Origin of the sequence: Leptolinea tardivitalis (assembly GCF_001050275.1) — a bacterium.
Classification (GTDB): domain Bacteria; phylum Chloroflexota; class Anaerolineae; order Anaerolineales; family Anaerolineaceae; genus Leptolinea; species Leptolinea tardivitalis.
On the sequence record NZ_BBYA01000010.1, the window covers coordinates 1 to 22,416 of the forward strand.

Below are 22,416 nucleotides of genomic sequence, written 5' to 3' on the forward strand. Positions count from 1 at the left end.
TTTCTTTGGATTCCTACGCAAGAATCTTGGTAATGACACCCGCGCCAACGGTCAGACCGCCTTCGCGAATGGCGAATTTTGAACCCTGTTCCAACGCAACCGGAATGATCAGTTCCACTTCCATGTTCACGTTGTCTCCCGGCATAACCATTTCAACACCTTCCGGCAGTTTGATGTTACCGGTTACATCCATGGTGCGAATGTAGAACTGCGGGCGGTATCCACTGAAGAATGCTTTGTGACGTCCGCCTTCTTCTTTCTTCAACACGTACACTTCCGCGTTGAATTTGGTGTGCGGGGTGATGCTCGCCGGTTTGGCCACCACCATGCCGCGTTCCACATCGGTGCGCTCAATACCGCGCAGCAGCAATCCCAGATTGTCGCCAGCCTGGCCTTCGTCCAGCAGCTTGTGGAACATTTCGACACCGGTTACTACCGAGTTCATGCTCTTCTCCCGCAATCCCACGATTTCCACCGGGTCGCCTACTTTGATCTTGCCGCGGTCTACACGTCCGGTTACCACCGTCCCGCGCCCCTTGATCGAGAACACGTCTTCGATTGGCATCATGAACGGTTTGTCCAACGCACGTTCCGGGGTCGGAATGTATTCATCCACTACCCGCAGCAGTTCTTTGATGCAGGCATATTCCGGTGCGTTCGGATCGGTCGAGGTGCTTTCCAGTGCTTTCAAGGCGGAGCCGCGTACAATCGGGGTGGTGTCGCCCGGATACTTGTACTCGTTGAGCATTTCACGCAGTTCCATCTCAACCAGTTCCAACAGTTCCGGATCGCCCATCTGATCAATTTTGTTCAGGAAGACCACGATGCTCGGCACTTCCACCTGGTAGGCCAGCAAGACGTGTTCTTTCGTCTGCGGCATAGGGCCGTCGGGCGCTGCCACCACCAGGATGGCGCCATCTACCTGCGCCGCACCTGTGATCATGTTTTTGATGTAGTCACGGTGTCCCGGCATGTCCACATGGGCATAGTGCCGGTGTTCGGTCTCGTATTCAACATGCGCAATGTTGATCGTGATGCCGCGCGCTTTTTCTTCCGGCGCGTTATCAATTTGATCGTACGCACGATATTCCGCGTTTCCCAAAAATCCGCAATACTTGGTGATGGCCGCGGTTAATGTCGTCTTCCCATGGTCAATGTGACCCATGGTACCAACATTCACATGCGGTTTTGATCGGTCAAATTTCTGCTTCGCCATATGGTACGCTTCTCCTTAATAATTGCAGGTAAATAGTAGTAGGTTATTTCAACACTTTTTCCGCCACCGATTCGGAAACCGGTGCGTAATGATCAAATTCCATGGTGAAAACACCGCGTCCCTGCGTTGAAGACCGCAGATCAGTGGCATAACCGAACATTTCGGCCATGGGAACCTGGCAGCGAACAGCCTGGGCATTTCCCGGGCGAGCTTCAGTCGCCTGGATCATGCCGCGGCGGGAACTCAATTGTCCCAGCACATCTCCGAAGAATTCTTCCGGAACGACAACTTCCACCTTCATAATCGGTTCCAGTAAGACTGGAGAACCTTTCTGCATGGCTTCTTTAAAGCCCAGAATGGCAGCCATTTTGAAGGCCATTTCACTGGAGTCAACTTCGTGGAAAGATCCGTCAATCAATTGGACTTTTATATCGGTGACAGGGTATCCACCCAGAACACCGCTTTCCGTTGCTTCTTTTACACCCTTTTCAACGGCCGGAATGTATTCACGCGGAATAGCGCCGCCCGTGATCTTATCTTCGAAGATAATCCCGGTTCCTGTATCACCAGGTTCAAGGCAGAAGACTACATGACCATACTGCCCATGACCGCCTGATTGTTTCGCGTATTTATAGGAATATTTGGCTACAGGTCGTGTAATCGTCTCATGGTAGGCAACACGTGGTTTCCCGATGTTGGCCTGCACGCGGAATTCACGCAACATGCGATCAACCAACACATCAAGATGAAGTTCACCCATCCCTTTGATAATGGTCTGTCCGGTGTTTTCATCGGTCATTACCCGAAACGTTGGGTCTTCTTCCGCTAATTTTTGAAGAGCTTCACCCATCTTTTCCTGATCGGCGGTTGTTTTTGGCTCAATAGCTACAGAAATAACCGGTTCAGGGAAAGTAATGGCTTCAAGGGTGATTGGCTGGGCAGCATCGCACAGAGTGTCACCGGTAAAGCTTTCCTTCAGGCCCAGAACGGCAGCGATATCGCCAGCCAGAACTTCCTGAATATCTTCACGACGATCGGCATACATGCGGATTAAACGGCCAATTCGTTCTTTTTTGCCTTTGACCGAGTTATAGACCATTGTGCCGCTGGCCAACTTACCGGAATAGACACGGAAATAGGCCAGACGTCCCACATACGGGTCGGTGACAATTTTAAATACCAAGGCACTCATGGGAGCGTCATCTTCTGCCGGACGGGTAATTTCTTCGCCCGTGTCGGGATTATTTCCATTTACAGCTGGAATATCCAGAGGTGATGGGAGATAATCAATGACGGCATCCAAAACCTGCTGTACACCTTTATTCTTCAAAGAAGAACCTGTGAAAACAGCTGTGGCTCGGTTTTCCAGAATACCTTTGCGCAGGGCGGCTTTGAGTTCATCAATGCTCAATTCTTCGCCTTCAAGGAACTTTACGGTCAGATCATCATCCAATTCGGCAATTTTCTCGACCATAGCTGCGCGGGCTTCTTCGGCGGCGGATTTTAATTCCGCCGGGATTTCAGCATAAGTTTCCTGTTTGCCAAGCTCATCTTCATAGTAGATGGCCTGCATGGTTAACAGGTCAACAACACCTTTGAAATTTGATTCAGATCCTATTGCGAGTTGCATCGGAATCGCATTGGCACCAAGACGCTGGCGAATGCTTTCAACAGTTCGTTCGAAGCTGGCACCAATCCGGTCCATTTTATTGGCGAAGCAAATGCGCGGTACATTGTACCGGTCAGCCTGCCGCCATACGGTTTCACTCTGGGGCTCAACGCCTTGAACAGAATCAAAAACAACAACACCGCCGTCCAAAACGCGTAAAGAACGTTGGACTTCAGCCGTGAAATCAATGTGTCCGGGAGTATCAATAATATTAATCTGATATCCCTTCCATTCCGCCGTAACAGCCGCAGACACGATCGTAATACCCCGTTCGCGTTCCTGAACCATCCAGTCGGTGACAGTATTGCCTTCATCGACGTTTCCCAACCGATACGTCTTTCCTGTATAGAACAGAATACGTTCGGTCGTGGTGGTCTTTCCGGCATCAATATGAGCGATAATTCCGATATTTCGGTACCGCTCCAAGGGGAAATTACGCGCCATTACTAATCCTTACTTCCATTCAATGATTAAGATTCGAATTCCGGAGATTAGGCGCGATAATGTGAGAAAGCGCGGTTGGCTTCTGCCATCTTGTGGGTTTCTTCACGTTTGCGGACTGCGGAACCCTGATTGTTGGCAGCATCCATAATCTCAGCGGACAATTTTTCGGCAAAAGATTTACCCGTCCGGGCCCGGGAAGCATCAATGATCCAGCGCATGGCCAGAGTCAGACGGCGGGAGGAGGGAACTTCCATAGGCACCTGGTAGGTGGCACCACCCACACGGCGTGGGCGGACTTCCATGATCGGGCCTACATTTTTGAGGGCCTGGTCATAAATTTCAACCGGATTCTTTCCGGTTTTTTCCTGGACCATATCCATGGCGTCATAGATTAATGATTCAGCCGTGCTTTTCTTACCACGGCGCATAACGCGGTGAATCAACAGCTGCAAAGGAACGCTGGAATACTTGCGATCCGGATTTACTTCACGAGCTTCGGGTTTATTGCGTCGAGACATACCACTCTCTCCGGTTTAGTTTCTTTTCTAGGTTATTTCGGCTGTTTGGCGCCGTATTTTGAACGAGCCTGGGAACGCTTGGCAACGCCAGTCGTGTCCAGAGTACCGCGGACAATGTGATAGCGGACACCGGGAAGGTCTTTCACACGGCCGCCACGAACAAGCACCACAGAGTGCTCCTGTAGCTGGTGTCCTTCGCCGGGGATATACGCAGTCACTTCGATACCGTTTGACAAACGCACACGGGCAATTTTCCGCAAAGCGGAATTCGGTTTTTTCGGTGTCATCGTACGGACTACGGTGCAAACACCTCGTTTCTGCGGAGCGCCGTCTTGCTTTTCACGGCGCTGTTTTACCGTGTTGAGGGTATACAGCAAAGCCGGAGCTTTGCTCTTTACTTTTTTGGTCTGGCGACCTTTGCGGATCAACTGATTGATGGTAGGCACGTCTTTTCTCCAAAAAAAACCATCTCGAATAATTTCTGATTGCTGCCCTGTTTTTCCAAACAGTAAGGCCATCTTAAGCTTGCTGTGATGGCCTCACCTTTCACCAAATTGGTTACAGAAACGAGGGCGGATACAAGGCAACGGAGGGCGATTATAGCACGGGGTCAGACCACCGTCAAGCGAGCTCCCCTCCAGACAGAACGGATAGGTCTTCACCAAGGCCGAGCAGGTCAATTCCCATGCGCGGCGGCTTTACCCGTTCCTCATCTTTTCCGAAGCGGATCACTTCACCATTATCCATTACCGCTTCGACGCCCAGCCCAAGGCTCTGAAGTTCTTTGACCAGAACCCGGAAAGAGGCCGGGATACTGGGTTCTTCGATCGATTCGCCTTTTACAATGGCTTCATAGGCATTGACACGCCCCTGAACATCGTCTGATTTGACGGTAAGCATTTCTTGCAGGGTATAGGCAGCACCATAGGCTTCAAGAGCCCATACTTCCATTTCACCGAAGCGTTGTCCACCAAACTGCGCCTTACCGCCCAGAGGCTGCTGGGTAACAAGACTATATGGGCCGGTTGAACGGGCATGCACTTTATCTTCCACAAGGTGGTGCAGTTTCAGCATGGTCATGACACCGACAGTTACAGGCTGGTCATATGTGGAACCAGATTTGCCATCCCGCAAGATTTGCTTGCCTAGAATGGGCATGGGTATGCCGGTTTCTACCATATAAGCATGAGCACGTTCACGAACGGCCGTTTCATCAAGTCCGGTGGTATCTACGCCTTTGGCCTCCAGCCATAATTTGAGGCAGACGTTTACCGCCGCCGGATCTTTTACTTCTGAATCTTCAATGGTGTGGTGGTAGCTGAAATTGGTGATTCCGTCAGGATCGTATCCTTTTTCCCTCAACCATTGTTCTACAACAGCGCGGCGGGCATAGGTGGGATCTGTCGCCAGTTTACTGACATCGTATCCCTTATCACCCAGCCATTGCTCCAGATAAAGCATACGCACTTCATCATCGTCCCGAATGCTTTCAGGAGAGTAATCCTGGTCTTTTAACCATTCCCAGGCTTTAATCGCGGCTTCGTTCCAGGCCTGATCAACCATCCAGGCACGTGAAAGTTCGGCTTCAATTTCTTTTTCGTCTGCGCCATCAAAAACCGGGGTGATGGCGCGGAATCCCATCTCTTTGGCAGCCCAACCCAGATGCGTCTCTAATATCTGACCGATATTCATACGACCAGGAACACCCAGTGGGTTAAGGATGATATCCACGGGGTTGCCGTCTTCCAGATAGGGCATATCTTCCACCGGAACAACACGAGAAACAACCCCTTTGTTTCCATGGCGGCCGGCCATTTTATCACCAGCGGTGATCTTACGGCGTTGGGCAACAGAAACGCGTACCATCTTGTCAACACCGGCAGAGAGGTCGGTATTATCTTCACGAGTGAAGACTTTTACATCCACAACCTTACCGCGTTCACCGTGAGGCATGCGCAGAGATGTATCTTTTACATCCCGTGATTTTTCACCAAAAATGGCTCGCAGAAGACGTTCTTCAGGTGTAAGTTCTTTTTCACCTTTCGGTGTAATCTTGCCAACCAGAATGTCATTCGGGCCCACTTCCGCCCCGATGCGGATGATGCCAGATTCGTCCAGATCTTTGATGGCATCTTCACCTACATTCGGAATATCACGCGTGATTTCTTCAGGGCCAAGTTTTGTATCACGTGCTTCCACTTCGTATTTCTCGATGTGAACAGACGTGAAACGATCATCCTGCACCAGCCGTTCGCTGATCAAGATGGCATCTTCAAAGTTTCCGCCTTCCCATGACACGAAAGCTACCACAACATTTTGCCCGAGCGCCAGATTGCCCTGAACAGTGGAAGAAGAGTCAGCCAGAATATGTCCTTTTTTGACTTTCTGTCCTTTGACCACAGCGGGGCGCTGGTCAATGCAGGTACTCTGGTTGGATCGTTGATATTTCCGCAGGTTATACGTCTTGATTCCATTGGCAGAACGCATGATCACCTGACGGCCGGTGACAGAGACAACTTCACCGTCTTCTTCGGCTACAACCACCTGACCCGAATCCAGGGCAGCAAAACCTTCCATGCCCGTGGAGATCATCGGGATATCCGGGTTGATTAACGGTACAGCCTGTGCCTGCATGTTCGAACCCATCAAAGCGCGGTTCGCATCGTCATGTTCAAGGAAGGGGATCAACGCAGCGCTGATACCGACAACCTGGTTTGGTGCCACGTCCATATAGTTGATGGCGTCTGGCGATTGAATGACAAAATCATTATGATGGCGGCAGGTATTGTGCTCTTCCACAAATTCGGAATACTTATCCAGCACTGTATTGGCCTGGGCAATAATGAATTTATCTTCAGCATCTGCGGAGAGGTATTCCACTTCATCTGTCACATACGGATAGACAAAGATGGTTTTATTCAGTTTGGCAATCGCCGGAAGCATTTCCTTTGTAACCCGGTCATCTTTCTTCCCGATCAGTGTGCCTTTTTCATCGACGAGGTCTTCACGCAGACGGCGACCGAGCAGGTTCGGATCAGAAGACGGGAGGGCTTTCGATACCCGGCGGTATGGAGTTTCGATAAAGCCATATTCATTTACCCGTGCGAAGGACGCCAGACGCCCAATCAAACCGATATTCGGGCCTTCAGGTGTTTCAATCGGGCAGATGCGGCCATAGTGCGAGTGGTGAACATCACGAACATCAAAACCAGCCCGCTCCCGGCGCAGACCTCCAGGTCCCAGGGCTGACAGGGTACGTTTGTGGCGCAGCTCGGCCAACGGGTTGGTTTGATCCATGAACTGGGATAACTGGCTGCTTCCAAAGAATTCGCGCAGCGCAGCCACAACCGGCCGGATGTTGATCAGGGAAACCGGTGAGACCTGTTCCTGATCACGAATGGACATACGTTCCTTGATGACGCGTTCCATTCGGCGCATACCGATGCGCAGTTTATTCTGGATCAGTTCACCAACAGTCTTTACACGGCGATTGCCGAGGTGGTCAATATCGTCGCGGTCTTCTTTTTCATTGTTAATCAGGATCATGCGGCGGACGAGATAGACAATATCCCAGGCCGTCACCGTGCGATGGGTTACCGGGATCTTATCCACAAGGTCCAGTTTCTGGTTTAATTTATATCGGCCTACCCGTTCCAGGTCATAATGACGCTGGTCAAAGAGCTGCTCAATCATGAAGGCCTTGGCATTATCCAGGTTGGCCGGGTCGCCCGGGCGCATACGTTTGAAGAATTCAAGCAGCGCTGCCTGAGCAATGGTCAAGCCGCCGGAAAGATTCCAGACGGGTTCCTGCCGCATGGAGTTTGTAATAAACATACGGTCAACATTATTGTCAACATCCTGGAAGAGCGAGATCAGTTCTTCATCTGAACCGGTTTTTAGAGGCGATTCAGGAAGTCCATCGCTGACAGCAGCCAATGCCCGCAGGAAAATGGTAATCGGCACCGTGCGTTTGCGGTTGAATTTCAGGATGATGTAATCATTTTTGCGTGTTTCAAATTCCATCCAGGCACCACGATCCGGGATCAACTTGGCATTGGCCAGATAATGTCCGGTGGCGCGATCCTGAGTAGATTCAAAGTAGACACCCGGGGAACGGATCAATTGAGAGACAACCACGCGCTCCGTTCCATTGATAATAAATGTGCCCTTATCCGTCATTTCCGGGAAATCGCCCAGGAAGATTTCCGTGCGGACCGGGCTCGGAACTTCAGGGCCTTCCAACAAGACTGTCACAAATAACGGAGAAGCATACGTCAAATCGCGTTCAATGCACTCGTCTATGGTGTGCTTTGGTTCACCAAAGCGATATTTCAAATCCCACTCTTTTAATTTCTCGTCATAGCACGGGAAATGCAATCGCATGCCCTTGTTATACGATTCAATGGGTGAGATTTCATTGAACAGGTCGCCCAGGTTATCGGTTTTCAGGCGGCGAAAAGAATCAAGCTGTACTTCAATTAAATTAGGTAAATTAAAAACTGTTGGAATGCGTGCGAAACTCTTAGTTTCAAACTCGGAAGCCATGTCTACTCCTGGTTAAACGTGGCGAAAGGGGGAGAAAAAACCTGCCGCCCTTCGATAGTAAAGCAATTGGTAAGTATATCAAAAGGAAATTCGAAAATCAAGTATTTTAAGAAAATCATTGAGAAATCAGTATTTTTGATTACACGAATCTCTCCACACCGGTGAATACAATTTCACCTTACTACAAATGAAAGTGTATTTCCACCGGCAATTCTTTGGATTGTTTTTCTAATAATTTTAAATAAAAATCCATTTTATAAATAGTATTTCCTTTCTGATACCAGTACCTGTTGGAATCCATCCTCCGATCGATCCAACAGATACCGGCATTTTCAAATTGAAAAACTTATTTTTGTGTATCGGGGAATATTTCGCCATCTTCAAACTGGATTCTCTTTTCAGCTTCGTGGCATAGCTCTTCCATCTCAGGGCTCTCAACAGCTCTTCCTCCGCCAAATAACTGGGAATAGACAATAGAATAAGCACCCTGTCCGAGAAGGAATATCCCTTCACGCTCCAGACGAATTTTCAGCAAGTCTTCCATTTTGTCTGACTCGATGAACAACTGGAACAATCTGTGTGCATCATCATCAGCGGCAATCCGGTTGATTGAAATTTTCCCGCAGCCTGTGCAAACATGTACCAGCATTAATTCGCCTGGCCAGTTCCGGCCATACCGTTTGTTGATCTGTTTCACCGTTAACCCCACCGGTTCCATCCGGCTGCCGCAATCCGCCAGCCGATCGCCAGCAGTATGCAGGTCAACATGCCGTGACCATAAACACAGGGGGCAATGGTTCCGGTTGTTTACACCCGCCAGTTCCCTATCAGGAGAGACAAACGCTCCGCATTGACGACATTTGAAATTTTGAGTGTCATAAATGACTCTGTGGATCTTTTCTTTTCCATCTTTGTTTCTCTTCTTCTCATGTCGAAATTTCTGCCTGTTTTCAGACTCATAACCATCGAACTCGTCATTTGAATGGCGATTTCGTAAAATATTCTTCTTCATTGTTCCGCCAGAATAAAAAAAGTCAGCCGCAAGATTTCTCCCGCGGCTGGCTGCATTTGAATAGTTATATTAATGACAGCAAGACGAATTCCCTGTTTATGCCCCCCTGTTTAACTGCGTGCACGGTCAAGGTATGTCTTTTAAATGCAAACCACGGGATATGACTTCGCCCGTGGTCGGTAATAATCCCTGATTTGGTATTAAAACCGAACTCTACAGGCGAACCCCTGCATTGAGTGTGACAACAATGACCGAAGCGAAATTAAACAAACAACATCCTTTTTCGAATTAACTACAAGAGTGATTATCTCACAAGTCTACCGGTTGTCAATGCAAGAATGAGATACTTAAATTCTGAAACAACCGGATGATCCAGACTGTCAAACCGGCAACCAGCCCTGACATGGGGATTGTGATCAACCAGGCCATCAAGATATTCCCGGCGGCATTCCATCGGACCTTGTTCACGCGGTCAGCTGCCCCCACCCCCATAATAGCCGAACTGACAACCTGCGTGGTGCTCACCGGTCCGCCAAACAGGGCGGCTCCCAGAATCACACCGGCTGAGGTTATCTGGGTACAGAAGCCATGAATGGGTCTGATGCGGAAGAAGCCGGCACCCAGTGTTTTTATCAATCGCCATCCACCGGAAACAGTACCGATGGCAATGGCTGAGGCACTGGCAAAAATGACCCACAGGGGAACCTGAAATGATGGGATATAGCCGCCAGCTACCAATCCAAGTGTAATGATACCCATTGTTTTTTGGGCATCATTGGCACCGTGGCTGAGTGCCAGTCCTATCCCGGTGAGCACCTGAGCCTGCTTGAAAAAGATGTTAATCTTCATGCTGGCATTCCGGGCCAGCCAGTAGACCAGACGTGTAAACACAAACCCGGCCGCCAGTCCGATGACAGGAGAAACAAAAAGGGCTGACAGAACTTTCAAAACACCGGAAAATTGAATGACTTGCATATTTACACCAACGCCGATCGCTCCGACCATCCCGCCGATCAACGCATGTGAAGAGCTGCTCGGGATACCCACAAACCAGGTAAAAATATTCCAGACAATGGCACCTATTAATGCCGAGAGAAGAATAGGTATGGTCATGATGTCTGGCGAAACAATTTCTGACCCGATGGTTGTAGCCACTGCCACCCCGAACAGGAACGGGCCTGAAAATTCTGCCATGGCCGTCAGGGTGAGGGCCAGGCGTGGTGAAAGCGACCGGCTTGATATGATGGTTGCCACAATATTGCTGGAATCATGCACCCCGTTTAGAAAGTCAAAGATTAACGCCAGAATAACCAGAGCAGCCAGTTGTCCATCCATACAGCTGCCTAGGCAATTTTCAAGATAATATCGGAAATCACGTTGGCTGCCTGGTCCTGCCTGTCTGCGGCATTACTCAAATGGCGGTAAATTTCACGCACCTTTAATACATTAATGACGTGCTTCACGTCTTTGGTCTCCTGGAACAACTCGGCGATTGCTTCGCGGTATGTGGTTTCGACCTGGTTTTCAATTCGCTTGGCGTTATTGGCATGTTCGGTTGCCACAGAATAATGCTTATCCTGAAGCCGCAACACGGCCAGATTCAACTCTTTCACAGCTTCACAAAGCAATTCAGCCATTTTTTGCATCTGAATTGTCGGAGTAACATCCAGAATTTCCATTTCTTCAACAGTGGTGCTGGAATAATGCAAAATATCATCCAAATCACGTGAAAGTGCAAAAATGTCTTCACGGTCAAATGGGGTGACAAAGGTGTTCATTAATTCTTCGATCATAATCCGGCGTTTTTCTTCCGCCTGACTTTCGATTTCGACTATCTGCCGGGCCACATTTGAACTGCGTTTTTTAAGATAGTGCGTCAAAAGCTCCAGACCTTTGCTAGTGATTTCGGTCTGATCAATGAGCATCAGCATGAATTTATTAGGCTTTTGCTTGAACAGGTCACTGAAAGTCATACATATCCAAAAAAGGAGGATTTTTCTCCGATCAGGAAATGCCGGGGAGAGATATGACCATTATAGATAGAGAAGAAACAAACGCCAAATTCACATAATGGTCTTGATATTATGCCAGACGAAAAAACTCCCCCGGGTTCGAAAAATCAACCTGGGGGAGGCAAGAAATGGGCTATCTCCTAACAGGATTCGCCAAAGTCGTTAATAAATGCCTGTGCCAGATTTTCAGCCCAGCCATCTACTGGCTGCAATCTGCCGAAGAAGAAACGCAACACAGGCGGCTCTTCGACGAAGCGCAAACCACCCACCAGATCGCGGTGATTGTGAAGCCAGGCGATCCGGTCTGCGGCATAATCCAACTGGCTCATCGTATAAACCCGGCGGGGTACCGCCAATCGGGCCAGTTCCAGATCTGACATGACATCATTCCCCTGGGCATCGCGGTCCATTGAAATCGTTCCGCGTTCCATGCTGCGAATACCCGAAACCAGATAGATTGCCGCGGCCAGCGCCCCGGCTGGATACTGTGGTTGAGCAATATGCGGGAGGAAACGCCTGGCATCCACATGGCAGGCCAATCCGCCCGCCGGGGTGACAGCCGGGACGCCCTTTTCTTCCAGTTGATTGACAAAGTACTCAATGAAATCGGCCCCGCTGCTGGCTACTTCTTGTTCAGTCATTTCACGCAAACCCACAGCCATGGCCTCAATTTCTTTGGTTGACATGCCGCCATACGTGGCGAATCCTTCATATACCGGCAGCCAGGGAAGGATTTGATTGTAGAAATCCTTATTGTTGGTAGCGATCATACCGCCGCGAACAGCCGCGCTCTTGCGGCCGGACATATAGAAGATATCCACGTATTGCATCAATTCCTTCAGAATTTCTTTGATCGAACGGCCGCCGAATGCCTTTTCACGGTTTTGAATAAAGTAGGCATTTTCAGAGATCAGGCTGCCGTCAAATACCAGGGGAATTTTATGCTTTGCGGCCAGTTCTTTCACCTGCCGCAGGTTTTCGAGTGAAAACGGCTGTCCGCCGATCAGGTTGGTAGTTGCTTCCATACGAACATACGCAATCTTTTCTGCTCCATAGGTATTAATTGCCGCTTCAAATTTTTCCAGGTCAAGATTTCCCTTGAATGGGATATCACTTTTTGTGATCAGGGCGTCATCGGTGAAAATCTCCAACACCTTTCCGCCTGCCAGTTCAATATGGGCTTTTGAAGTGGTGAAATGATAGTTCATCAAAACAACATCACCTGGCTTCACAAACGCTTTTGCCAGCAGATGTTCCGCCGCTCGGCCTTGATGAGCTGGGATGACATAATCAAATCCGAATATGTCTTTGACGGCATCGGTTAATCGGTAGAAGCTTTCACTGCCGGCATAGGCATCATCAGCCCGCATCATAGCAGCCAGCTGATTATCACTCATGGCATTGGTCCCGCTGTCGGTCAACATGTCCAGAAAAACATCACGTGTTCGCAGCAAAAATGTATTAAATCCGGCTTCCTGAATGGCAGCCAACCGGCGGCGGATGGGCGGAAGCTGTGTGCTCTGCACAATTCGAACTTTGTGCATTTCTATGGGAATGCTTCTTCCGTCTGATAATTGAATCTTCATTGTCTTTCCTCCTTGGGAATAAATAAAAATAGCTCCACCGCGCAGATAGTTTGTGCACGGGAGTTGGTTATGTGAAAAAGGCGCGTTCCCAGCCCGGTCAGGGCAGAGACGCGCCTAAACGTAGATGTAAGGTTTTATTCCAGAGGGAGCGTTATAGCGTCGGGAGTAAATAAAAAGACACCATAGAATTTCGTTTTCCGAATAAATTATATCATCAGTGGAGTATCTACTGTTTATTTAATGAAATTTCATCTTTGGGTCGCTATAATAAATATAAAGGATTTCCTTTGCCTGAAAATTCAAAAGGAGGTGTGAAATGACAACCGTGACCATCTCCAGAGATTTTGGCAGCGAGGGGGACAGCCTGGCCCGGAGCGTGGCACTTGATCTGGGCTACCATTTTGTGGATAAGGAGATCATCGCAGACTTGCTGGCGAACTACGGCTTTGTCGAGTTCGACAGGGAATATGATTCACTGATGGGTTTTTGGGAAAAGTTCGATGCACAACGTGGAAAGCGGCGTGAATTGATGGTTGACATGCTCAACAAGGGCATCGAAGCATTTGCCGTGCATGGCAATGTGGTGATTCTGGGCCGCAGTGGATTTTCCGTGCTGAGTGGGTATGCCGATGTTTTCCATGTTCGACTTCAGGCACCTTTCCAGGCACGAGTCAAGAAACTGATGAAAGAAAAGAATCTCACACACGTTGAAGCCGTGACATTATGTGAAGAAGGTGACAGGGTCCGTTCTGAATTCATTCACGGATATTACGGAGTCGATTGGGATTCAGCCCATCCATTTGACCTCATCATCAATACGGATAAAATCGAATCAGACCTGACATTGAGTTACATTGTCAACGCTGTTAAAGCCCTGGAAACTACATCATTGAAGGGTAAACCAACCAGCAAGATGCTTGAAGTTGACCCGATTCTCGCCAGAGCTGTGAATGAAATTCTACATTGCAAAATGGATCATTCCGAACTCAGGCCTGAGTTGGTGATGCATCTGTAAAATGATCTCGCGATCAGCTTGTAAGCACCCAATTTAATCATCTGGCCGGTGATCTCACCCGGTTAACAGACTATCCACCATCCGAACATTTTTCATGTGGTTGGTTAAGCATTAACACCTGAATATCTGGAATGGACAGAACTGGTACAGTACAATACAGCTATGGGGCGAACGGATTTCTCCAATTTGTTATCCAGAATTTATCCAGATCAAACAGCCGCAGAAGTTGAACTGCGGCTAAATTCTTTGCTCGACAAGTACCGGGGGAAAATTCCTGTACCGATCATCACCCGTCTCACCGAGCGTGATGCCATGTTAATTACCTACGGAGACCAGGTTCGCTCACCAGGAACTCCCCATTTACAAACACTTACAAAATTCTGCAAGATGCATCTGGCAAATTCAATCAGCAGTATTCACATTTTGCCGTTTTATCCCTGGTCATCTGATGATGGTTTTTCGGTGAAAGACTATGGTACAGTAGACCCCGCTCTCGGAGATTGGTCTGATATTGACCATCTTGGCCGTTTTTTTCGGTTGATGTTCGATGCTGTGATCAACCATGCATCAGTGCAGGGAGACTGGTTTCAGGCTTTTTTACAAAATGATCCAAATTTTCTTGATTTTTTCATTACCGTTGAGGGAGAACCTGATCTTACACAAGTGATTCGTCCGCGTACGTTGCCGTTATTGACTGAATTCCAGTCATCCACCGGTAAACGAAAAGTCTGGACTACTTTCAGTGCAGATCAGGCTGATCTTAATTATGCCAACCCGGAAGTATTGCTCAGAATTTTGGATGTTCTTCTCACCTACGCGCAACATGGCGCACAATTCATCCGTCTGGATGCCATTGCCTATTTGTGGAAGGAAATTGGAACATCCTGTCTGCATCAACCGCAAACCCATGCCATCATCCAGCTTTTTCGGAAAGTTTTGGATGACGTTGCCCCGCATGTGTATATCATCACAGAAACCAACGTCCCGCATGTTGATAACATCTCCTATTTCGGTAATGGTGAGAATGAAGCCCAACTGGTATATAACTTTGCCCTGCCGCCTCTGGTATTGCATACACTGCGCACCGGTGACGCAACAGCTTTATCCAATTGGGCGGCCGGACTTGCGTTGCCTTCAGAGAAAACGACATTCTTTAATTTTCTGGCCTCTCATGATGGCATAGGCTTGAACCCGATTCGCGGAATACTTTCGAATAATGAAATTGACCAACTGGTTCAAGACACATTACAGCACGGCGGTCTGATTTCATACAAAAATAATCCTGATGGGACTCAAAGTCCCTATGAGATGAATATCAATTATTTTGATGCCCTGTCTGATCCCGGCGGTTATGAACCCCTGCCTTTCCAGATCGATAGATTCATGGCCGCCCAGGCAATCATGCTGATGCTTCGCGGCCTTCCGGGTATTTATTTCCACAGTCTGTTTGGTTCCCGCGGATGGAAGGATGGCGTCAGGCAAACCGGACAAAATCGTTCTATCAACCGGGAAAAATTGGAACTAACGAATCTTGAAGCGGATTTGACCAATCCCCGGTCAATCCGATCTCAGGTCTTCCGCCGCTATTGTGACCTCTTGTCCCGGCGGGCCTCTTCACAGGCCTTTGACCCATACGGCAACCAGGAAATTTTAGATATGGGTCCCGCCGTGTTTGCCCTGCGAAGAAGTTCATCGGATGGTCGGTACCGTACGCTGTGCCTCCAAAATGTCACGGCCATTGAGCAGGAAGCCGGTGAATTTATTCTCGCTCCTTACCAGACACTCTGGATTAATTCGATGTAGCATCTTCTATCAACAATCAAACCATAAAGGCAGGTTCTTTAAGCGAATCCTGCTTATTTAACCGTGTCAATATATATGTCATAATTTGACATATATTGTTTTTATTATGTTATAGAAGGTACATGATGACCACGACTTCCACCCGATTGATCACCCTGATCCTGATGCTTCAACGCCAACCCGGGCAAAAGGCGGCCGACCTTGCCCGTCAGCTGGATGTTTCTGTGCGTACTGTGCACCGTTACTTTGGCATGCTGGATGAGATGGGTGTGCCGGTGTATGCCGAGCGGGGACCATACGGCGGTTTTTCCCTGGTACCGGGGAATAAACTGCCGCCTCTCATTTTCTCACCAGAAGAAGCGGTTGCCCTTTCACTGGGCACAGGACTGGTTTGCGAAATGTGGGGGCAGGTCTATGCAGAAGCTGCCCGAAGCGCCCAGGTCAAACTCGAAAACGTTCTGCCCACCGACCAACGTCAGGAAATCACCTGGGCACAGCATTCGTTGTTGACTACTGGGATCAACCGCGCTGACATGACCACCATCAAACCATTGCTTGAAACACTGCTTGAAACACTGAGAGAAGCTGTCCACGACAGCCGGCAGATCGAAATGACCTACCAGAACAGCAAGAATGAAACAGGTGAAACTCGAATTTTTGATGTCTATGGTTTGTTCCACCGTTCCGGTTGGTGGTATGCCGTTGGATTCTGTCATTTACGTGAAGGTTTACGCACATTTCGTGTTGACCGGATCATGAATCTTGCCCTGTTGAAGAATACTTTCACCCGTCCGCCGGATTTTGATTTTCAGACGTATATCGCGCAAGACTGGCAGGATGTCCCCCAGGTCAAGGTCAGGATGATGTTTCCGGCCTTCACAGCCCATCTGGCCCTCTATGCCAGACAATTCTGGAGCACCTATGAACCACAACAAGATGGTTCTGTAATTGTCTCATTCAATGCTCCAGACTTCAACAGTGCAGCCAGCAACGCCCTGACCTATGGCCCCGGCGCATTGGTGCTTGAGCCGGATGAAGTCCGGAGAATTGTAAGGGAATGGGCGGAAGAAGTCGTCAGAATGTACGAATGATCATAAAAGCAGAAGGAAAAGAAAAAATGAAACACAAACTATGGATCCTTTCAGGGATTATTGTGATCGTACTTGTCGCCGCCGCAGGTGCTTTCTGGTGGATGACCCAGCAGCCTCTGTATACCCCAGGGATGGTCAGCTCCGGTCATAATCTGCGTGGCCCGCTCACCCCGCCAACCCAGACCGGAGATCCAGACTACTGGCAGATGGAAAACGACATCCGCCTGTATCACTTTGCCACAGGCAGCGGGCGTAATGTACTGGTCATTCACGGCGGACCGGGAATGCCATTCCGTGAGCCAATGCGCGGATTGGAACCCCTCACCAGTGAATACACTTTCAACTATTATGACCAACGCGGCTGCGGACAATCGACCCGCCCTTTCAACAAATTCGCATCGACCAACATGTATGAGAACATAACCAATCTGGATAAGACGCTTGGACTGGGAGCTCAGATTGCCGATATTGAACGCATCCGCCAGATACTGGGTGAAGACAAATTGATCCTGATCGGCCATTCCTGGGGCGGCTTCCTGGCATCGCTCTATGCTGCAGAATTTCCCGATAGAGTGGAGAAACTGATCCTGATTTCTCCGGCCAATTCGCTGGTCATGCCGCAGCCTGATGGTGAAAGCGACCTGTTTACCAGTGTCAGATTGAAACTCCCCGAGGGTGACCGTTCGGAATATGATGCCTTCTTGAAAGACTATATGGATTTCAACAAACTCTTTACCCGGTCAGAAGCAGACTTGATCGCCATGAATGAAACTTTTGGAAAATACTACATGGCAGTGGTCAACCTGCCGGAAAATGCTCAGATCAAGCAGGGTGAACCCGGTGGATGGATGACCTGGGGTATGTATGTCAGCATGGGGCAGCGTCACGACTACCGCCGCCTGATGAGAAAAGTAACCGCACCGGTGCTGGTGATCCATGGCGCCGATGATCTGCAAAGCGAAGCCGCCAGCCGACTATACAGCGACACATTTCCCAATTCGCAATTCGCTGTCATCCAAAATTCCGGGCACTTCTCTTTTCAGCAGCAGCCGGAGGAATTCTCAAAAATCGCTTCCGGTTTCTTGAAAGCCAGATAGAATGTGAAACTTCGAGAACCGGTTTCTGCCCAATCAGAAACCGGTTCCTGATTTCAAAAGACCAGCTTACCCATCAATAGGGTGCAGTATGACCATCGTTCGGTTGATGCAATACTGTTCGAGTTGTGTGCGGTTGAAATTAAACGGCAGCCCATCCGCAAAAAACATGATGGCACGCAACATTACCGGGTGTCGTTTCACCCGTAATTCGATAAAGTCAGCCACCTTTTTAGGATCTGTGACCGCTTCAGCCACGGCATCAAACTCGCGCTGTTGGATTTGTACATGTACATGCGGGTTGGCCAGAATGTTTTTAAACCAATCCGCCTGTTGTCCGCGTGCCGATCCCACATAAATCAATCCGTCATCTTCCTCATATTGAAGAGGTGTAACGCGCGGAAGGCCGCTCTTGCGCCCGGTGGTTGTCAGGAGAAGGACAATACGGGTGGGACCTTTTCCTTTTCGGTAATTATCCACCACCTGTGGATTAAATTTTTTGGTCAGGTTGAAAAATTGCACGCGTTATCCCCGATGTTAAATACCGCAACGTTGAAAAAAACAGAGATAGGTATTCGGGTTAATGCCCGGTTCCAAATATGCGCTGCAGGATGGAGGTGCGTTTTTCCTTAACCTGATTATCGTCTTCATGCGATTCTTCAATGGAAGCGTTCATCAGGTTGGTATCCTTCATCTTGGCGCCGCGCAAAATAACGCCTTTCATATCGGCATTTGTCAGGTCAGCACCGTTTAGATCGGCATTCGTCAGGTTGGCACCTTTCAACACGGCATCTTTCAGAATAGCTCCCCGCAGGTTGGCGCCGGTCAGGTTGACCACGGTCATATCGGCGCCCATGAAGTTTACATTGGTAAGGGTGGCATTCTCCATATTGGCACCAATCAGATTGGCATCCATCATGTTGGCATCTGCCATATTGGCCCCGGAAAAATCTGTCCCTATTAAATTGGCGCGCATCAGGTACACGCCCTTCATATTGGCATTCGTCAGGGCGGCGTGCACCATCTTGACGCCCCACATATTGGCATCTTCCAGATTTGCATTCCGCAGATTTGCACCGGCAAGATCAGCGCCCTTCAATACAGCGGGTTTCGCAGGACTGGAAGTATCCAGAATTTCACGCAATGTTCGTCCATCAACGACGATCTCTTCAGGCGCTTTCAGCTCCCTCATTGTAGGTCTCCTGTTGGCTCCCCTGGTTTTAGATGCTGTACTAATTATAGTGATTTAACGCCTTTTTTTAATAGTCAACTGTCATTCACCTTGACTATGATTATCAGTTCTTTTTTGGTTGTCCATCGGTTAGCTATGATAAAATATTTTAAAATTTCTCAGTATGGAGTGCCATGTGGGGAATTTACTGGAAAATGACATCATACTGAAGAATTACCGCATAGAGCGCACTATCGGTCAGGGCGCCTTTGGTGAAGTCTTTCTGGCTACCCATACCGGATTGAATGGCAAACGCGCCGTCAAAGTACTTTTGCGTGATGAAGCCGGTATTGGTAGTTCAGATTACGAAGAATACCGCAACCGATTCCGTCAGGAATCCCAGTTGATGGAGTGGTTTAGCCACCCGAATGTCATCCGGGTTTATGACTTTCAGGAAGAGGATAACACCCTGTTCCTCATCATGGAATATGCTGCCGGGGGAAGTCTGAAAACCCGGCTGGAAAAGAAAAGGATTTCAGGCGAGTTCTTCACGGTTGATGAGACCATCAAGACCGGCATTGAAATCGCCGAAGGACTGTCTGTACTGCATAAACGAGATGTGATCCACCGTGATTTGAAGCCTTCGAATATCCTCTTTGACGAAACCGGCTGCGTCAAAGTGGCTGATCTGGGATTGGCTCAGATACCCGGCGGGCAAAGCATGCGCTCACAGCTCAGCGTATTAAAACCCCATCCCGGTACACCGGTCTACATGAGCCCGGAACAGGAAATATCCGGCATGTATCTCAGACCGGCATCTGATGTATTCACACTGGGGCTGATCCTTTTTGAGATGTTATCCGGAAGAAATTACAAGAACATCAAACCTGGAACACATTTGCAGGACATGGTTCCTCAGGCTCCAGACTGGTTGGATTCACTTCTGGTGAAGATGTTATCGGAAAATCCCAAAGATCGTCCCTGGGATGGCGCCGAAGCGGCGGATGCACTGAAAAGTGGCGGGCGCGAGACCCGGATTACGGAACAAACCCCGCCCGAGAGAACTGCAAAGCCTGATATTGCTCAAAATGCTTATCAAAATAAGACTCCCGAAAAGGAGATCCCTCTCAAGGAGAAGATTCCGAATCCAATTTGGAAGGAATCTATACCAGAAAACACAAAATTCCATGAGAAGCCAGATATCTACGACTATCTAAAGAAAAGTTGGATTTTTCTTGTTGCGCTGATAATCATTCTGGGTTACTCATTAATCAGAACAACCGGAACCAGTGGAACTTCTGCAAAGCCATACGCCACAGCCAGAACGGCAAATACAGGTTTGGTATCACCAACCCGTACACCTGTCATGGAAGAAACCGCCTTCTATGACATTACAGGCAAATGGGTTGTGACAGAATCCGTCGACGATCCCAATGAACAGGGGCCGGCCTGGCTGGAGCCGCAATGTACGATGGAATACAATGCCGGATTAATGTACATGAAGTGTTTTGGAACCGGAAGTGGAACAAATTATAGGATTTCTGGCAGGTATATCTTTTTCGAATTCAATGATGGGCATGTAGAACCCTGGGAAATTATTCCATTGGATTCTAGTAATTCTATCGAACTAAAGAAGAGTGGTTCAAGGGCTTCCATGAAACTATTCAAACAATAGCCTGCCAAAAACCTGCAAAAATAGATTATTCATTCGTTTTTACAGAAAGTGATCAAAAATGGAATTCAAATCCGGGGATATCTTATTTGACAAATACCGCATTGAAAAACGGCTGGGTGAAGGTACCTTTGGAGAGGTTTATCTGGTCACCCACCTGAAATTGGATTTACCTCGGGCAGTTAAATTGCTGCAACTCAACGATCAAACATCCGCCGGTATTGATTTTGGCGAGATCAGGCAGCGGTTCCAGCAGGAAGCCCAGATTGGTGCCCGAATCAACCACCCCGGTCTGATCCGGGTGTTTGATTTTGATGAGACGCCAGAAATCATGTCAATTTCAATGGAATATGCCTCCGGTGGTTCTCTTCAAAACCTGATCTACGACACCGGCAACGAATACGGTATGGCCAAAAAATCCGGACTGGAAATATCCAGAGCGATTGAAATTGCCTCCCAGATGGCGGATGGATTGGCTGCCATTCATGCCCTCGATATCATTCATCGCGACCTCAAGCCATCCAATATTTTGTTTGACGAATCGGGAAATGCGAAGATATCCGATCTGGGTCTGGCCCAGCTTCCCTTGAGCCAGCCATCACAAACCAGCCGGATTGCCCGAATGACCCACCCCGGTACGCCGGCTTATATGAGTCCCGAACAGGAAAACAATACGCTGTCTTTAAAACCCCCATCTGATGTTTACACTTTCGGATTGATCCTCTTCGAAATGCTGACCGTTCGGAATTACAAAAATCTCCGCCCCGGAACACGTGCCCGTGAACTGCGCGCTGACGTTCCGCAATGGGTGGACGACCTGCTGGCAGATTGTCTGTCAGATGATCCGGAGCAGCGCCCGTGGAGCGGAGAGGAATTATCAAAACTTTTCCAGGCGCATACTGGCAGCAATCAGAGCAGCGAAATTCACCCGGCTCCAGAGCCGGTGGTTTCTATCAACACACCGCCTTCACAACCCGCTTTCGATACGACCAGAATTTTAGATACCGTCAAATCTGCCATAAAAACGGACGAACGGATGTCTCGTGTTCGGCAATTCGATATCAATTCTTTCTTAAAGCAATACTGGAAATTCGTTGTATCGGGTATTCTGGTGATTGCTCTTGGTATTGTCTTGTTGATCACGGTCAATAATCCCCGGCCGGCCGCCGCCTCGACTGTGGCCACGGCGACCAAGGTCAAATCTGTACAGGCAACGTCAAAACCGGCTCCCACCGTTGTCCGCACTGTTAATGCAGAAGAGATTAAGCCTGTACTGGGTAAATGGCAGGTTTCCAAAGTGGTGGGGTTCCCCGAAAAAGGACGTCCCTGGCAGGATCTGGGGAACATCCTTGAATTCCGGTCAACCGGTTACCTGAAAATTGACACCTACGATGGTAAAACCTACGGAAATTACTACAATGTGGAGAACGGTAAGGTTACTTTCGTCTTTGAAAAGAACCGCAAGGAAGTCTGGTCAATCGCATTGTATAAATACGAAGAATCCATGCAGCTCCGCCACGAAGGCACAACAGAGATCATTGATTTGAAACGGGTGAAGTGATTGTCTG

The 22,416-nt window shown here is 48.7% G+C and carries 17 protein-coding genes; 6 read left to right on the forward strand and 11 right to left on the reverse strand.

Features of this window, described 5'->3' with window-relative positions; all coding sequences use genetic code 11:
• Positions 1-13: 13 nt before the first annotated feature.
• The 9 genes from tuf to LTAR_RS09595 form a co-directional block, all read right to left on the reverse strand.
• Complete coding sequence (gene tuf / locus LTAR_RS09555; RefSeq protein WP_062422020.1) at positions 14-1,216, reverse strand: elongation factor Tu; 1,203 nt, start codon at positions 1,214-1,216, stop codon at positions 14-16.
• 43 nt (positions 1,217-1,259) lie between these two features.
• Entirely contained in the window at positions 1,260-3,329 is a 2,070-nt protein-coding gene (gene fusA, locus LTAR_RS09560) for an elongation factor G (protein ID WP_062422021.1), read from the reverse strand.
• A 47-nt stretch (positions 3,330-3,376) separates the two neighbouring features.
• On the reverse strand, positions 3,377-3,847 hold the full coding sequence (rpsG, locus tag LTAR_RS09565; protein WP_062422022.1) for a 30S ribosomal protein S7: 471 nt from the start codon (positions 3,845-3,847) through the stop codon (positions 3,377-3,379).
• A 32-nt stretch (positions 3,848-3,879) separates the two neighbouring features.
• Complete coding sequence (rpsL, locus tag LTAR_RS09570; RefSeq protein ID WP_062422644.1) at positions 3,880-4,293, reverse strand: 30S ribosomal protein S12; 414 nt, start codon at positions 4,291-4,293, stop codon at positions 3,880-3,882.
• Positions 4,294-4,468: 175 nt separating this feature from the next.
• A complete protein-coding gene (gene rpoB / locus LTAR_RS09575) occupies positions 4,469-8,392 on the reverse strand; it encodes a DNA-directed RNA polymerase subunit beta (RefSeq protein WP_062422023.1) in 3,924 nt (1,307 codons plus the stop codon).
• Positions 8,393-8,738: 346 nt separating this feature from the next.
• Entirely contained in the window at positions 8,739-9,404 is a 666-nt protein-coding gene (locus tag LTAR_RS09580) for an RNHCP domain-containing protein (protein WP_062422024.1), read from the reverse strand.
• 327 nt (positions 9,405-9,731) lie between these two features.
• Positions 9,732-10,739, reverse strand: coding sequence for an inorganic phosphate transporter (locus tag LTAR_RS09585; protein WP_062422025.1), 1,008 nt, complete (start codon positions 10,737-10,739; stop codon positions 9,732-9,734).
• 8 nt (positions 10,740-10,747) lie between these two features.
• Complete coding sequence (locus LTAR_RS09590; RefSeq protein ID WP_062422026.1) at positions 10,748-11,377, reverse strand: DUF47 domain-containing protein; 630 nt, start codon at positions 11,375-11,377, stop codon at positions 10,748-10,750.
• A gap of 179 nt (positions 11,378-11,556) precedes the next feature.
• On the reverse strand, positions 11,557-13,002 hold the full coding sequence (locus LTAR_RS09595) for a tryptophanase (RefSeq protein ID WP_062422027.1): 1,446 nt from the start codon (positions 13,000-13,002) through the stop codon (positions 11,557-11,559).
• Between the two features lie 316 nt (positions 13,003-13,318).
• Between LTAR_RS09595 and LTAR_RS09600 the strand changes: the two genes are divergently transcribed.
• From LTAR_RS09600 to LTAR_RS09615, 4 genes are all read left to right on the forward strand, one after another.
• Positions 13,319-14,017: a cytidylate kinase-like family protein gene (locus LTAR_RS09600; RefSeq protein ID WP_062422028.1), complete on the forward strand. Its 699-nt coding sequence runs from the start codon at positions 13,319-13,321 to the stop codon at positions 14,015-14,017.
• Positions 14,018-14,179: 162 nt separating this feature from the next.
• Positions 14,180-15,820 (forward strand): sugar phosphorylase, encoded by a 1,641-nt coding sequence (locus LTAR_RS09605; protein WP_062422029.1) that lies wholly within the window; start codon positions 14,180-14,182, stop codon positions 15,818-15,820.
• A gap of 122 nt (positions 15,821-15,942) precedes the next feature.
• Positions 15,943-16,911, forward strand: a complete 969-nt coding sequence (locus tag LTAR_RS09610; protein WP_062422030.1) for a helix-turn-helix transcriptional regulator — start codon at positions 15,943-15,945, stop codon at positions 16,909-16,911.
• Positions 16,912-16,937: 26 nt separating this feature from the next.
• Entirely contained in the window at positions 16,938-18,008 is a 1,071-nt protein-coding gene (locus LTAR_RS09615) for an alpha/beta fold hydrolase (protein WP_158423421.1), read from the forward strand.
• Positions 18,009-18,074: 66 nt separating this feature from the next.
• Here the strand turns inward: LTAR_RS09615 and LTAR_RS09620 are convergent, their stop codons facing one another.
• Together LTAR_RS09620 and LTAR_RS17525 are read right to left on the reverse strand one after the other, a co-directional pair.
• A complete protein-coding gene (locus tag LTAR_RS09620) occupies positions 18,075-18,527 on the reverse strand; it encodes a nitroreductase family deazaflavin-dependent oxidoreductase (protein ID WP_062422032.1) in 453 nt (150 codons plus the stop codon).
• 58 nt (positions 18,528-18,585) lie between these two features.
• A complete protein-coding gene (locus LTAR_RS17525; protein WP_062422033.1) occupies positions 18,586-19,197 on the reverse strand; it encodes a pentapeptide repeat-containing protein in 612 nt (203 codons plus the stop codon).
• Between the two features lie 175 nt (positions 19,198-19,372).
• Between LTAR_RS17525 and LTAR_RS09630 the strand changes: the two genes are divergently transcribed.
• Positions 19,373-20,851, forward strand: coding sequence for a serine/threonine protein kinase (locus tag LTAR_RS09630; RefSeq protein WP_062422034.1), 1,479 nt, complete (start codon positions 19,373-19,375; stop codon positions 20,849-20,851).
• 58 nt (positions 20,852-20,909) lie between these two features.
• Positions 20,910-22,409 (forward strand): serine/threonine-protein kinase, encoded by a 1,500-nt coding sequence (locus LTAR_RS09635; protein ID WP_062422035.1) that lies wholly within the window; start codon positions 20,910-20,912, stop codon positions 22,407-22,409.
• Positions 22,410-22,416 lie beyond the last annotated feature (7 nt).